Below are 12,554 nucleotides of genomic sequence, written 5' to 3'. Positions count from 1 at the left end.
AGTTCTCTCACTAAGTAATAGAGGGGGGAAATTGCAGTGCGCGTATTATAGGAAGGCGGGAGGGGTACTGTCGACCGAAAAGCAGCGTTCTGTCACGGAACTATGCGATTAAATATCGGAATGAGGCTGAAACTATGTAACAAGCCGCGCTTTTCTCTTTTCTTTCTCATTCCGAATGTGTTATCACTACCTTGATAACAACAAAACAACAATTACAAAGGGGGGAAGCCCTATGTTAAACAGACGAAGAATTCGTTTACGTAAAACACCTAAGCTACAAAGTGGCGTGAGACGTCTGGTGGCGCGTATTGCCCGACACCGTAAGACGCTGCACCGCCATCGTTCGTTCTTTCTGATCTGCGAACAAGCTTAAATCCAGCAAACGCCGTTTGTCATGAGAACAAACGGCATACTCACACATTCATCACGGCTTAACTGGAAGTTCGATCCCAACCGGATCACGCAATAACACCACCAGTTCATCTTCGCCCCAAACCGGCACTCCAAGCTGCTGTGCTTTGTCCAGTTTAGAACCCGCCGCTTCACCTGCTATCACCAAATCGGTTTTTGCAGAAACAGAACCCGCCACTTTAGCCCCCAAAGCTTGCAATGCCTGTTTAGCGGCATCCCGGTTCAGCTGTGAGAGCGTTCCTGTCAATACCAGAGTTTTACCATGCAGTGGTAACGCATCAACCGCCACCTTTTCTACCGGTTGCCAATGAATACCAGCCCCACCTTCACTGACCGGTGCCAACAATCGTTGGATCACCTCCAGATTATGTTGCTGGCGGAAGAAGTAATAAATATGCTTGGCCATCACCTCACCGACATCCGCTACCTTCAACAAGGCCTCGACTGTTGCTTCCTGCAATGCAGGTAAATCAGAAAAATGTTGTGCCAAGGTTTGTGCTGTGGTTTCACCCACTTCACGGATCCCCAATGCAAAAAGAAAGCGGGCCAAGGTCGTTGCACGCGCCTGTTGCAATGCCGCCAGTAATTTATCTGCTGACTTTTCGCCCATCCGCTCCAGCCCCAGCAACTGTGGTTTATTCAATACGAACAGATCTGCAGGCGTATGAACCAGTTCATGATCCACCAACTGCTCAATCAGCTTATCGCCCAGACCATCCACATCCATCGCCTTACGGGAGACAAAATGTTTCAGCGCCTCTTTTCGTTGTGCCGCACAATACAGTCCACCAGAACAACGTGCGACCGCTTCTCCCGGCAGACGTTCAACCAGAGACTCGCAGACCGGACATTTTTCCGGAAAACAGATGTCATGACATTCTGCTGTGCGTCTTTCCAGCACCACTCCGACAATCTGCGGAATTACATCACCTGCCCGGCGCACGATGACCCAGTCACCAATCTTGACCCCGAGTCGTTCAATCTCATCCGCATTGTGTAGTGTCGCATTGGAAACTGTGACCCCGCCAACCTGTACCGGCTCTAACCGGGCCACAGGCGTAATGGCGCCAGTACGGCCAACCTGAAACTCAACATCATTCAGTCGGGTTAATTCTTCCTGCGCCGGAAATTTGTGAGCCACCGCCCAGCGAGGTGCTCGTGAAACAAAACCGAGTGTCTGTTGTTGCGTGATTGAGTCAACCTTGAAGACGACTCCATCAATTTCAAACGGCAACGCATCGCGCTTTGCCAAAATAGAATCGTGATAAGTTTGACAACCCTCGACGCCTTGTTCCTGACGAATCTCACCACTGATCGGTAATCCCAATTGTTTCAGATATTGCATCCGTTCGTAATGTGAATCCGGCAATGATGTATTCTCATCCACCACCCCAATACCATAGGCATAAAAAGCCAGTGGACGTTGTGCCGTAATGGCAGGATCAAGCTGACGCAGGCTCCCGGCCGCAGCATTACGCGGGTTGGCGAACACCTTATCGCCACGTAATAACGCCAGTTCATTCCAGCGTTCAAACCCCGCCTTGGGCATGAACACCTCCCCCCGAACCTCAATGCGTGAAGGTAGGTCATCACCCTGTAATTTCAATGGGATAACTCGGATAGTACGCACGTTTTGCGTGATATCCTCACCCGTAACGCCATCGCCTCGGGTGGATGCTCGGCTCAGTTCGCCCTGTTCATACAAAATACTGACAGCCAAACCATCCAGTTTCGGTTCACAGCAAAACGTAATGGTGTCACTAGTGTATAAACGCTCCTGAATGCGCCGCCCAAATGCCATCAGTTCTTCAGCATTAAATACATTGTCCAGTGACAACATCGGTTGTTCATGCTGAACAGAACCAAAAGCACTGAGTGCAGCGCCGCCCACGCGTTGCGTTGGGGAATTAGGATCCAGCCACTGAGGATTTGTCATTTCCAAATCCCGCAACTCTTTCATCAGACGATCATATTCTGCATCAGGAACTGAAGGCGCATCATTCAGATAATACTCACGGTTATACCGTTCGAGTAACTGCTGCAACGCATGCATACGTGACTGGATTTCATTCATATCAGATGTCTCAAACTGTCAGAGCGTTTTTATTACAGACAAAAAGTGCGGCCAACGCCGCACTTCTTTTTTATTCATAACACCCTATCGCGGGTTATTGATGGTCGTAAGCTTTTAATTCTTCACGACATTGTGTCAGATAATATTCATTCAATGGCTGTCGCGATGCATCAAGCAAAATACCATCTACTTCACTGGCTAATTTATCTGCAGCTTTCAGCATCAGATCAAAATGAGCTAACGCACGACCCGCCGAAGGTAATTGCATGAACAGAGAAATCCCTGGCGTCATCAGACGATCCATCTTACTCGGTTCAAACGTCCCCGGTTTGATCATATTGATCAGACTGAACAACACTTCACCCTGACCGTCCATTTCCAGATGGCGGTGGTAAATATCCATCTCACCAAAGCGGAAACCTAAAATACGTAACGCATGTTTTAGGTCGCGCCCGTAAATATAAGCCCCATCGCGCGCTGAAATGTTGATGACATAAACATCCTTCCAATTACCTTTAACAGCAACAGCAGGTTCTGATGGTGAAGTCACCGGTTCCTCAATGTGCTCGGCAACAATTTCATCGTCTTCTCCACCAGCCGAAAACTCAGGGACAGAGGAAATAACCGGTTCTGCATCCCGCACCGGCGCACCACCGTTTCGAGGCACGACACGCACCTTACCAATGCCATCGGCATCAAATCCATCGACATCACGGGATTCTGCGCTCCTCTTACTGGCTGGAGCTACTTTGGGCATGGTGTTTTTCTGATGCGCCCGTTTGTTACGTTGATTTGTCCATAAGCCATGAATTACCAGTGCGGCAATGGCCAGTGCGCCCACAATAACCAGTACAATTCGCAAATCCTGCATTTGTCGTTGCTCTATATATGTTTAATTGGTTGTTGACATCCCTTTATCAGTGACTACAGACAGCGCCTTGCATTTTCCCGCAATCCGGCATGTCTCATCATTAAAACAGTCCTGATAAGAAACCATGTCAATCGATCCTGAAATCAGTCAAGACAGATTAAGTTGCTTTCTTTTGCCATAACCCGATTATAGCTTAGTCGTCATAAACGATAAGTACTTGTTCCTGATTCACATTATCCGTTTTGCAGTGCTGGCTGACAACGCTTATTCACAGATAATCACGTATTTCAATGAAATCTCCTTCCTTCGACTCTACCAAAATATCAGGCTATCTGTAATAGTCGGCATAAGTATGGCTGTTGGAAAAACAACAATGGTAAATATTCAACCCCTTAGTGCAGTCGGTTATCTGCTTCAAGGCATGCACCTTATGATGCGCCCAGGTATCAGACGTTATGTCTGGTTTCCTTTATTAATCAACACATTACTTTTTTCATTCGGTTTTTATCTATTGTTTCAGCGATTTGATATTGCCATGCATGCATTAAATGCGTGGTTACCAGACTGGTTGCATTGGCTGACTTTCCTGTTATGGCCAATTGCGATTCTAGTGATTTTATTTATGTTCAGTTTTGTCTTTGGTATGGCTACAAATTGGCTGGCGGCACCGTTTAACGGCATGTTGGCAGCACGTGTGGAACAATATCTGGTATCCGATCTGCATCAGGTCGATGAACGACCACTCTGGAAGGAAATTCACAATGCCTTTCATCGGGAATGGCAAAAACTCAAATATTGGTTACCCCGGACACTGCTTTGCATTATCTTGTTTTTTATTCCAGTCGTCGGTCAATTCGTTGCCCCGTGGATCTGGCTGTTATTTTCTGCATGGATGATGGCAATTCAATATTGTGATTATCCCTATGACAATCACCGGGTCTCTTTTCTGGACATGCGCCATCTCCTGGCTCGCCGACGTTGGCGCCATCTCTCATTTGGCGGTTTAATTGTGCTCTTGGGGTCGGTCCCCTTCCTCAATTTGTTCCTGATGCCGATGGCTATATGTGCCAGTACCGCCATGTGGATCGATGACCAGAAAGACCAATCTGTTTAACTCGATGAAAATTAAAAAGGGAGACTCATCGTCTCCCTTTTTTACATCCAACAAAACGCTTAACCATGCCCGATCAGACTATTCACAACGGCCGTATTTGCCATTTTGGCATCGTCATCAAATTGATAAATATCGTCTCTGAGCTGTAACTGCCCTTTCTTATCAACCCAACTACGCCAATAAACTGTATAAACAGGGATAGGGTCTACCACAGGCAGCCACTTGGTCGTATCTTCCTTCAAGAACTGGTCAAGTTTACTCATATCCCATTTGGAGTTTTTCAGCAGCAAACGAGCCAGACTATCCGCTTCTTCAACCCGCACACATCCTGAGCTCAGCGCCCGTAAGTCACGTTTAAAATATCCCGGCGATGATGTTGAATGTAAGTAGATGGCATCGTTGTTAGGTAAATAAAATTTATAGCGCCCCAGTGCATTGTGGTCGCCTGGTTTTTGCCGTAACCGATAAGGAAAATTCTCTTCGCTGCCATCCCAAACCACCTCAGAAGGATCAACCGTCTCCCCTTGTGAGTTCACCACTTCATATTGTCCCTTATCAAGAAAGTGCTTGTCTTTTAATAACTTAGGAACCAAATCCTGTTGTAGTATCCGTGATGGAACATGCCATGCAGGGTTTACAACAATACTAGATATCTCACTGGATAAAATCGGGGTCGGACGTTCTGTTTTTCCGACAATAACGCGACTGGTAAAAATTTCCTGCTGCTTGTCTAGCACCCGCAAACGAAACTCAGGAATATTGACCAGTACATAACGATGAGATGAAACATTTTGTGGAATATCGCCGCGTAAAATACTGCGAGCCAAAATCACAGCTCGGATCTGGGGTGGCAGGCGTAACCAGCTCAATGTCCGATGTCCAATAGCACCATCAGCATCCAGACCATGACGTTTCTGAAAATGTTCAACAGCCAATACGGTTTGATCATCATAAACAGGGCTTTTCATTTGTTCAGCAGTCCATGTTTCTGCCTGCAAATCACCACTGCGCATCAAGACATCACGAATGACAGGTAAAGCCTCATGCGTATCACCCGGTTTGATTCTTAGATCAGGCAACTTCGGCCAGGGTGCTTTTCGCGAATCATTTAGAAGCGAAAGTAATACCCGACGGCTGGCCAGGTAGTTTTCCGTCTGCGGTCTCAATTTATCAATACGGCTTTCAACATCACTGGCTTGTAATAACGCGGCATAGTCATGACGGCTGACCGAAGATATATCCGGGCGGAAATTTTTCAGATGGAAATGCTGTCTGGAATCCCAATCCAAGGCATGCCAATTGCGACGAAATTGCGATAACAGCGAATATATCCGGTAATAGGTTTCAGGATTTTGCGCCAAGGCAGGCTGTTTGGTTAACTGAATCCAGCTATCAGAAAAAACAGGATGAATGCCAGTAATGGCAATTTCCATCAACTGCTGGGTTAATTCAGCCCGAACGGCAACAGAAGGCAACGGCAGGGCCGTTTTGGCTTCATAGGTCGAATCAGTTAATGTTCCTTGATATTCAACATTAACAGCAAAACTATTACTGCTCCATGCCAACAGGGCTACCGCTGCTGTCGACATTAATTTACCACGCATTCCTTTCCTCCTTAGCCCTGACGTTATTTCTGAAGAATTTGCAGGGGTAAGTAATACGCTATTATTTTGAATAGATGTAATTATGCCTAAAACAATGCCGCATGCGCTGATTATTTTACGCGGCAAAGAAATAGCATTTATTGGGTAATGGTCTATATCTTGTTATTACATATGGTTATAACAAAACAGCATTTCCTATCCTTGCATTTAAGATTAACCTACTTCCAATAAAGACCTACTCGCAGGAGCGAACATGAGCAAAATCTATGCAGATAACTCACTGACCATTGGTAATACGCCTCTGGTTCGCCTGAACCGCGTCAGTAAAGGCAATGTATTAGCAAAAGTTGAAAGTCGGAATCCAAGCTTTAGCGTGAAATGCCGTATCGGTGCCAATTTGATTTGGGATGCTGAGAAAAAAGGCATTCTGAAACCAGGCAAAGAAATTATTGAGCCAACCAGTGGTAATACCGGGATTGCACTGGCTTTTGTTGCGGCATCACGCGGTTACGGCATTACGCTGACCATGCCTGCGACCATGAGTCTTGAACGGCGTAAGCTATTGAAAGCATTAGGTGCTAATCTGGTGTTAACCGAAGGCCCTTTGGGAATGAAAGGCGCCATTGCCAAGGCAGAAGAGCTGGTTAATGCTGACCCGGAAAAATATGTACTGCTGCAACAATTTGAAAATCCGGCAAACCCTGAAATTCACGAAAAGACAACAGGCCCGGAGATCTGGAATGATACCGATGGTCAGGTTGACGTCGTAGTAGCCGGTGTTGGTACTGGCGGTACAATTACCGGGATTTCCCGCTACATCAAGAAAACACAGGGCAAGCAAATCATCTCCGTGGCTGTTGAGCCAGCCGAATCGCCCGTGATCAGCCAAAAACTGGCCGGTGAAGAGCTGAAGCCGGGCCCACACAAAATTCAAGGCATTGGTGCCGGCTTTATTCCTGGCAACCTGGATCTCTCGCTGCTGGATCGGGTAGAAAAAGTGACTAGTGATGATGCCATTGCCATGGCCCGTCGACTGATGGAAGAAGAAGGCATTCTTGCCGGTATCAGTTCTGGTGCCGCCGTGGTTGCTGCCAACCGTTTGGCTGAATTGCCTGAATTTGCAAACAAAACAATTGTTGTCATTCTGCCAAGTTCCGGTGAGCGTTACCTCTCCAGCGTATTGTTCCAAGGTATTTTCACGGAACAAGAGCTGCAATCATAAGTTCAGCCCTTATCTCTTACATTTAAAGCACGCGACAGCGTGCTTTTTTTATTCCATATCGTTTACTTTTATCAAGTTAGTCAACATTCAATAACCTATATGGCAAAACATGCACTCTTTGATTAACGAAGCAACTATTTAAGCACTACAACTCGTTATTTTATCAATAACATCTCGGTAACATTATTCAAAAAATCTCGATTTAATATGCAAAATCGTTTATCTCAGCAGCTGTGTAATGCTATCCTTAGCGCGCTCGACAATATGGATTTATTTAATTTGGGGTGAACAAATGTACGAGAAGTCTGTACTGATTACTGCTGAAAACGGCCTGCACACACGTCCTGCTGCTCAATTCGTTAAAGAAGCAAAAGAATTTCAAAGCGAAGTAACCGTTATCAGTGGCGGCAAATCTGCCAGCGCCAAGAGCTTGTTCAAACTGCAAACTCTGGGTCTGACCAAAGGTACTACTATCACTATCCGCGCTGAAGGCAGTGATGAGAAAAAAGCTGTTGATAAATTGGTAGCACTGATGGACGAGCTGGAATAATCCGGCTCTTTCTGTTTTTGCACTTTTTTTATCCCTATTAACACAATATAGGTACGGCTATGATCTCTGGTATCCTGGCATCACCTGGCGTTGCATTTGCCAAGGCCCTGGTGCTGAAAGAACAACACATTGTTATCAATCAGGCTCCAATCTCTTCCTCTCAGGTTGATAGCGAAGTTGCTCGTTTTTACGAAGCTCGCACCAAGTCTGCACAACAACTAGAAGCCATCAAAGAAATGGCGGGTAAGACTTTCGGTGAAGAGAAAGAGGCTATTTTCGAAGGCCATATCATGCTGCTCGAGGACGAAGAACTCGAACAGGATATTCTGACTCTCATTCGCGATGAACAGTTCAGTGCAGATCGCGCCATCCACCAAGCTATTGAACAATACGCTTCTATGATGGCCGAACTGGATGATCCATACCTGCGCGAACGCGCCACCGATTTCCGTGATATCGGTAGTCGTCTGGTCAAAAACGTGCTGGGCATGGAAATTGTTAACCTGAGCACTATCGATGAAGAAGTGATCCTGGTTGCTAATGACCTGACTCCTTCTGAAACAGCACAGATTAATCTGGACTTCGTGCGTGGTTTCGTAACAGATATCGGCGGCCGTACCTCTCATACTTCAATCATGGCTCGTTCTTTGGAACTGCCAGCGATTGTGGGTACAAACGACGTAACCAAACAAGTTCAGAGCGGGGATTACTTGATCCTGGATGCGATCCATAATCAGGTACACATCAACCCATCTGAAGAAGTACTGGCTAAAACCAAAGCTGCGCAAGCTAAGTTCCTGGCTGAAAAAGCAGAGCTGGCTAAACTGCGTGAGCTGCCAGCAACGACGACCGACGGTCATCAGGTAGAAGTTTGCTCCAACATCGGTACCATCAAAGATATGGATGGTGCACACCGTAACGGTGCCGAAGGTGTTGGTCTGTACCGTACCGAATTCCTCTTCATGGATCGTGATTCTCTGCCAACCGAGCAGGAACAGTTCCAGGCATATAAAGAAGTGGCTCAGTCCATGCCTGACAAGCCTATCATTGTCCGTACCATGGACATCGGTGGCGACAAAGAACTGCCTTACATGAAGTTCCCGAAAGAAATGAACCCGTTCCTGGGCTGGCGTGCTGTGCGTATCTTCTTTGATCGCAAAGACATCATGCACACTCAGTTACGCGCAATTCTGCGAGCTTCCGTTTTCGGCAAGCTGCGTATCATGTTCCCAATGATCATTTCAGTTGAAGAATTCCGTTCGCTGAAAGTTGAACTGGCAGAGCTGAAAGAAGAGCTGCGTAATGAAGGTATTGCTTTCGATGAAAACATCGAAGTGGGTATCATGATTGAAACCCCTGCTGCTGCTGTGATGGCTCGCCATCTGGCAAAAGAAGCAGATTTCTTCAGTATCGGTACCAACGACTTGACTCAGTACACACTGGCTGTCGACCGTGGTAACGAAATGATCTCTCGCCTGTACAATCCGCTGTCTCCTGCGGTATTGAACCTGATCAAGCAAGTTATCGACGCATCACATGCTGAAGGTAAATGGACCGGTATGTGTGGTGAATTAGCAGGTGATGAACGTGCTACTGTACTGCTGTTGGGTATGGGTCTGGATGAGTTCTCAATGAGTGCTATCTCTATTCCTCGAGTGAAGCAACTGGTTCGTAACACTAGCTATGCTGTTGCGAAAGATCTGGCTGACCGCGCATTGGCATCAGCTACAGCTGCTGAGGTTGAAGCGATTGTAGATGAGTACTTTGTTAAGAACAGAGCAGTCTGATAGAATCGTATTGATCACATTATAATTCAGGAGCTAAACCATGGGCTTTTTTGATTTTTTGAAGAAGATGGTCTCTTCTGACAACAGCGCAACCGATACTGCTGGTATCGAAATTTTTGCGCCGCTGTCTGGTGAGATTGTACCGATTGAAGATGTACCGGACGTGGTTTTCGCTGAGAAAATCGTCGGTGATGGTATTGCTATCAAGCCAACCGGCAACAAGATGGTTGCTCCATGTGATGGCGTGATCGGTAAGATCTTCGAAACTAATCATGCATTCTCTCTGGAATCAGATTCAGGTATCGAACTGTTCGTTCACTTTGGTATTGATACTGTAGAACTGAAAGGCCAAGGCTTTACCCGCATCGCGCAGGAAGGCCAGCAGGTTAAGACAGGCGATACCATTATCGAATTCGATCTGGCATTCCTGCAAAGCAATGCAAAATCAACTCTGACTCCAGTTGTTATTTCTAACATGGATGACGTGAAATCACTGACCAAACTGTCTGGTCCAGTGACTCTGGGCGAAACCCCAGTACTGCGCATCAAGAAATAATAACCCTCTGGGTTGTGGAAAAGCCGGCTTTTTAAGTCGGCTTTTTTATTGCGGATTAGAAAATAACGCTTCCCTTTAAAAGTTCTGGATACAAAAAAACCCTCCGAAGAGGGTTTCTATAGTATGACGGATCACTTAAGCCAACAGAAATTCCCGCAATTTGGCAAAGTCAGCAGGCATGAAGGTCGACAGCAAAGGCAGATCTGCGCGATCAGCCAATTCTTTTGGCAGCGACAGCTCAATGTTCAGGATCTCTTCCACGCTTTCTTTAAACTTAGCCGGATGAGCGGTACACAGGAAAATACCCACTTCATCAGCAGCCAGTTGAGATTGCAGTACATCCCATGCGATCACACCATGAGGTTCACACAGATATCCAGCCGCATGCAGTTTTTTCAAGCTTGCGCGGGTTTCTTCATCTGAACGGGCTGCATAACCCAGAGATTTCAGATCCCAGCCTTTTACTTTAAACAGCTCTTCAACACGTGGCCAGTTATTAGGACGGCTCACATCCATCGCATTTGACAGCGTTGGCACGGTTTCTTTAGGCGACCAAGTGCCCTCAGCCAGATAACGAGGCACAGTATCATTAGCATTGGTAGCAACAATGAAACGTTTAACCGGCAAGCCTAATGCCTTTGCAATCAGCCCTGCAGTCAGGTTACCGAAGTTACCAGACGGGACGGCAATCACGGCTTGTTCACGCTGGGCTTTAGGCAGTTGGGCAACCGCTTCAAAGTAATAGCAAATCTGTGCAACCAGACGGCTGATATTGATGGAATTGGCAGAGTTCAAGCCAATCGCTTTTTTCAGCTCTACATCATCAAAGGCATTTTTCACCATCGCCTGACAATCATCAAAGGTGCCCTTGATCGCAATGGTACGAATGTTACCGCCCAGGGTGCAGAACAGTTTTTCCTGCAGCGGGCTGATTTTGCCTTCCGGATACAGGATCACGACTTCAATGTTTGGCAGACCATAGAATGCATGAGCTACTGCAGCCCCTGTATCACCTGAAGTCGCAGTCAGGATTGTAATTTTCTCACCAGTGCTGAATGCCGTCAGACACTGCGCCATGAAACGGCCACCGAAATCTTTGAATGCCAGTGTTGGGCCATGAAACAGCTCCAGCGCATAGGTGTTCTCAGCTACTTTCGCCAGCGGAGCCGGAAAAGAGAACGCCGTTGCCACCATTTCCTGCAGCTTTTCCTGTGACAGCTCATCACCGATCAAATGCTTCAGAATCGCCACTGAACGTTCCACCAACGGCTGATCAAGCAATGCATCCACATCGGCTAACGGTGCAATCTGTTCAGGGAAAAATAACCCTTGTTCGCGACCCAGACCTTGTTTCACCGCTTGGGCAAAGCTGACCTGTTCTGAATGATCTTTGATGTTGTAAAGCTTCATAATCCTTGTCCTGTAATTTGTGTTCCCTGACGATCAATCTTGCACACGTGGCAGAAACCATCTTCATTCTGGATGAAATTGGCTTCCAGCCACTCTTTCATACGTAAGGCCTGTTGCTTATCAGTCATAGCAACAAAGACAGTCGGGCCGGAACCGGAAATACCGGTGGCTAAGGCACCTGACATCGCGGCATGCTGGCGCACTTCATTAAATTTCGGAATCAGTGCCTGACGATATGGTTCAGCGATGACATCTTTCAGCATCGCAGACGCCAGTTTTTCCTGACCAGTATGGCTGGCATGAACAAACGCAGCCAGACGACGACCATAAGTCAGACAATCACTGCGACGGTATTGGGCAGGCAGAATAGCACGGGCTTCCGCTGTAGAAATGCTGATCCCTGGATAACAAGACACCCAGTACCAGTTATCAAAGGTCGGCACCGACTGACTAATGATACCTTCTTCTTCTATCATCAGCTGCAGGCCACCCAGATAGCATGGTGCCACGTTGTCGTAATGGATCGAACCGGAAATCTGACCTTCCAACTCGCCCATCAGCAACAGGGCTTCATCCTTATCCAAAGCATAGTCATGGAAAGCATTCAATGCGGCCAGAGCGGCCACAATGCTGGAGGCACTGGAACCCAGACCCGAACCGATCGGCAGGTTTTTCTCCAGCACCATGCGCAGAGGTTTAATGCTTAATCCACGTTTTTTCAGTGCGGCGGCATAACCCAGATAGCAGTCGTAAACGATGTTTTTCTCAGCCTCTGCCGGTAACTTATGGGCAAAGCGGCCCTGACAGCTCAACGCAAACGGAGCATCGTGATCGGCCACTTCCACCCGATCACCCAACAGAGCGCCATCGATAGGTGCCAGTGCGGCACCTAATACATCAAAACCAACACTGACATTACCAATCGAGGCCGGAGCGTATGCTACTACGGTCATGA

The 12,554-nt window shown here is 47.0% G+C and carries 11 protein-coding genes; 6 read left to right on the top strand and 5 right to left on the bottom strand.

Going from position 1 to position 12,554, the window contains the following annotated elements; genetic code table 11:
- Window positions 1-232 precede the first annotated feature (232 nt).
- On the top strand, window positions 233-373 hold the full coding sequence (locus H027_RS18920) for a hypothetical protein (protein WP_161632456.1): 141 nt from the start codon (window positions 233-235) through the stop codon (window positions 371-373).
- 51 nt (window positions 374-424) lie between these two features.
- On the opposite strand, the gene ligA is transcribed toward H027_RS18920, so the two are convergent.
- Window positions 425-2,485 (bottom strand): NAD-dependent DNA ligase LigA, encoded by a 2,061-nt coding sequence (gene ligA, locus H027_RS0111600; protein ID WP_024872626.1) that lies wholly within the window; start codon window positions 2,483-2,485, stop codon window positions 425-427.
- A gap of 94 nt (window positions 2,486-2,579) precedes the next feature.
- Window positions 2,580-3,356, bottom strand: coding sequence for a cell division protein ZipA (gene zipA, locus H027_RS0111595; RefSeq protein WP_024872625.1), 777 nt, complete (start codon window positions 3,354-3,356; stop codon window positions 2,580-2,582).
- Between the two features lie 373 nt (window positions 3,357-3,729).
- Between zipA and cysZ the strand changes: the two genes are divergently transcribed.
- On the top strand, window positions 3,730-4,470 hold the full coding sequence (cysZ, locus tag H027_RS0111590) for a sulfate transporter CysZ (RefSeq protein WP_024872624.1): 741 nt from the start codon (window positions 3,730-3,732) through the stop codon (window positions 4,468-4,470).
- A 59-nt stretch (window positions 4,471-4,529) separates the two neighbouring features.
- On the opposite strand, the gene H027_RS0111585 is transcribed toward cysZ, so the two are convergent.
- On the bottom strand, window positions 4,530-6,074 hold the full coding sequence (locus H027_RS0111585) for a L,D-transpeptidase family protein (protein ID WP_024872623.1): 1,545 nt from the start codon (window positions 6,072-6,074) through the stop codon (window positions 4,530-4,532).
- A 253-nt stretch (window positions 6,075-6,327) separates the two neighbouring features.
- Between H027_RS0111585 and cysK the strand changes: the two genes are divergently transcribed.
- The 4 genes from cysK to crr all read left to right on the top strand — a co-directional run bounded on the left by cysK (window position 6,328) and on the right by crr (window position 10,189).
- Complete coding sequence (gene cysK / locus H027_RS0111580) at window positions 6,328-7,296, top strand: cysteine synthase A (RefSeq protein ID WP_024872622.1); 969 nt, start codon at window positions 6,328-6,330, stop codon at window positions 7,294-7,296.
- A gap of 292 nt (window positions 7,297-7,588) precedes the next feature.
- The gene (locus H027_RS0111575; protein WP_024872621.1) at window positions 7,589-7,846 is read left to right on the top strand and encodes an HPr family phosphocarrier protein; all 258 of its coding nucleotides are present in this window, start codon (window positions 7,589-7,591) and stop codon (window positions 7,844-7,846) included.
- Window positions 7,847-7,905: 59 nt separating this feature from the next.
- Window positions 7,906-9,633, top strand: a complete 1,728-nt coding sequence (gene ptsI, locus H027_RS0111570; RefSeq protein ID WP_024872620.1) for a phosphoenolpyruvate-protein phosphotransferase PtsI — start codon at window positions 7,906-7,908, stop codon at window positions 9,631-9,633.
- Between the two features lie 40 nt (window positions 9,634-9,673).
- Window positions 9,674-10,189 carry a PTS glucose transporter subunit IIA gene (gene crr / locus H027_RS0111565; RefSeq protein ID WP_024872619.1) on the top strand — a complete coding sequence of 172 codons (516 nt, stop codon included), beginning with the start codon at window positions 9,674-9,676 and terminating at the stop codon, window positions 10,187-10,189.
- A gap of 135 nt (window positions 10,190-10,324) precedes the next feature.
- Here crr and thrC read toward each other — a convergent pair whose 3' ends face one another.
- Window positions 10,325-11,599 carry a threonine synthase gene (thrC, locus tag H027_RS0111560; RefSeq protein ID WP_024872618.1) on the bottom strand — a complete coding sequence of 425 codons (1,275 nt, stop codon included), beginning with the start codon at window positions 11,597-11,599 and terminating at the stop codon, window positions 10,325-10,327.
- Window positions 11,596-12,552, bottom strand: a complete 957-nt coding sequence (gene thrB / locus H027_RS0111555) for a homoserine kinase (protein ID WP_024872617.1) — start codon at window positions 12,550-12,552, stop codon at window positions 11,596-11,598. The genes thrC and thrB overlap by 4 nt, the downstream gene beginning before the upstream one ends.
- Between the last annotated feature and the right edge of the window lie 2 nt (window positions 12,553-12,554).

The sequence above is a fragment of the Tolumonas lignilytica genome (assembly GCF_000527035.1).
GTDB lineage: Bacteria > Pseudomonadota > Gammaproteobacteria > Enterobacterales > Aeromonadaceae > Tolumonas > Tolumonas lignilytica.
The sequence above is the reverse complement of the archived record's forward strand: the minus strand, read 5'-3'. Positions and strand labels throughout refer to the sequence as shown.

Excerpts from the sequence above, each read along its gene's own strand:
- H027_RS0111575 (WP_024872621.1), top strand. The coding sequence starts at position 7,589 with ATGTACGAGAAGTCTGTACTGATTACTGCTGAAAACGGCCTGCACACA.
- thrB (WP_024872617.1), bottom strand. The coding sequence starts at position 12,552 with ATGACCGTAGTAGCATACGCTCCGGCCTCGATTGGTAATGTCAGTGTT.
- H027_RS0111585 (WP_024872623.1), bottom strand. The coding sequence starts at position 6,074 with ATGCGTGGTAAATTAATGTCGACAGCAGCGGTAGCCCTGTTGGCATGG.
- H027_RS18920 (WP_161632456.1), top strand. The coding sequence starts at position 233 with ATGTTAAACAGACGAAGAATTCGTTTACGTAAAACACCTAAGCTACAA.
- thrC (WP_024872618.1), bottom strand. The coding sequence starts at position 11,599 with ATGAAGCTTTACAACATCAAAGATCATTCAGAACAGGTCAGCTTTGCC.
- crr (WP_024872619.1), top strand. The coding sequence starts at position 9,674 with ATGGGCTTTTTTGATTTTTTGAAGAAGATGGTCTCTTCTGACAACAGC.
- zipA (WP_024872625.1), bottom strand. The coding sequence starts at position 3,356 with ATGCAGGATTTGCGAATTGTACTGGTTATTGTGGGCGCACTGGCCATT.
- ligA (WP_024872626.1), bottom strand. The coding sequence starts at position 2,485 with ATGAATGAAATCCAGTCACGTATGCATGCGTTGCAGCAGTTACTCGAA.
- cysK (WP_024872622.1), top strand. The coding sequence starts at position 6,328 with ATGAGCAAAATCTATGCAGATAACTCACTGACCATTGGTAATACGCCT.
- cysZ (WP_024872624.1), top strand. The coding sequence starts at position 3,730 with ATGGTAAATATTCAACCCCTTAGTGCAGTCGGTTATCTGCTTCAAGGC.
- ptsI (WP_024872620.1), top strand. The coding sequence starts at position 7,906 with ATGATCTCTGGTATCCTGGCATCACCTGGCGTTGCATTTGCCAAGGCC.